At 39.2% G+C, this 1,435-nt stretch carries 3 protein-coding genes; all 3 read left to right on the top strand.

Features of this window, described 5'->3' with window-relative positions; all coding sequences use genetic code 11:
- A partial coding sequence (locus DLM75_RS24365; RefSeq protein WP_158586520.1) for a hypothetical protein occupies nt 1-600 on the top strand: 600 nt, incomplete at its 5' end.
- Complete coding sequence (locus tag DLM75_RS23995; RefSeq protein WP_118971031.1) at nt 597-1,016, top strand: hypothetical protein; 420 nt, start codon at nt 597-599, stop codon at nt 1,014-1,016. The genes DLM75_RS24365 and DLM75_RS23995, both read left to right, overlap by 4 nt.
- A gap of 144 nt (nt 1,017-1,160) precedes the next feature.
- A partial coding sequence (locus tag DLM75_RS24000; RefSeq protein ID WP_147456705.1) for a hypothetical protein occupies nt 1,161-1,435 on the top strand: 275 nt, incomplete at its 3' end.

The raw sequence follows: 1,435 nt of genomic DNA on the forward strand, positions 1-1,435 counted from the left end.
ACACTCCTTGCCTCTCCTATCTTGGGTGTTGCCTATGGACTTGCAACAAATCCGAAAGCATTTTTTCACAAGCCGTTACAAGCGATAGGCACTTATGCTTTAGCCGGTGTTGATTATTCGGCAAGTTTGATTATGAATCCAATTTTGGGAGATCCTTTACCGACGGTAAAAAATATGGATGGGGCAACTGTGATCGGTAATAGCTTTACAGCGAATCATTTGTCCGATTCTAGCACGGCCGCTTCAACGAGTGGGACAATAGTCTCAATGAGGACAGGCGCATCTAAAGCAACATTGTATCATGAATTAGGTCATGTTGATCAGTTTTATCACGCTGGAGGCTTTCGAAGTGAATACTTGTTAACGGGAGGAGGAAGGGATGTTAATTCGAATGAAATGGATGCAGATTTTAGGGCTGGAACGATGGGCTATGCTCAGGCTCAAATAATTCTTGCATTCGTTAATCCACAGCTTTACAAGTTAATATATAACCTTAATCTTTATAACCAGACTGCTAAAACGCACACGGAAGCTATATTTCTTAGGAACTTATTTTTATATAACTCTACTTTACAAGGACTGCAAAGGACTCCGCAATGAAGAAATTTATTTTAATAATATATACAAGTATTATACTGAATTGTATACCGAGGACAGCACCTTCAGATGAAGAAGTTGCTTTAGATCTTCTTATATTAAAATCTGCTTCGTTAGATTTTCAATTTAAAAATAGAATAGATATAGGGACGTTGAACGTAACGATCGGAGAGGATAAAATAATATTACTCCCCGGAGAATTTTCAAAAGTAATATTCAGAAAATTTACTATTAAGAGTCTCGATTACTACAAGTTAGAATCGCAAGCTAATGGACTCATCATAGATAATCCAAATTTTGATTTTTCTGGTAGCTTAAAAGATGGCGTTTTAATTAAATCAGATGCTCACTTGTTGCAAGGAGTATGTTCATTAGTAAATGGGGAGACAAATTCGATTGAAGCAAACGGGTGTGAATAACTTTTTAGTAAAGACGAAGGAGATCCGATGACTTGCAAAGCGTGAGTGATCGAAACGTGGTCAACAAATTGCAATTCAAGTCTGATTAGATTTTTAAAGTAAAACGCAATTTGTTGACCGAAGTTGAGAGCGCGACCCGGCGCAATGCGAAAGAAAAATTCGCCGGGATACGCCATTGAATATTCTCAGACCTACAGCTACAACGACCCGTTGCACAAGACGGCCGTGACACGAGTTGTAAATCCGAGTCTCAATCAGACTGTAGACTATTCTTACGATACGGCCGGCAATATGATCGGAAGAAACGGAGAGAACCTGGAATACAATCCGTTTCAGAAGTTGAAACGAATGAATACGCAAAACGGGGAAACGATGCGGTTTGACTACGATTTCACCGGTACGAGGATTCGAAAGACAAG

Source organism: Leptospira stimsonii, from assembly GCF_003545885.1.
Lineage (GTDB): Bacteria > Spirochaetota > Leptospiria > Leptospirales > Leptospiraceae > Leptospira > Leptospira stimsonii.

Coding starts and splice junctions, on each gene's coding strand:
- DLM75_RS23995 (WP_118971031.1), top strand. CDS start 597: ATGAAGAAATTTATTTTAATAATATATACAAGTATTATACTGAATTGT.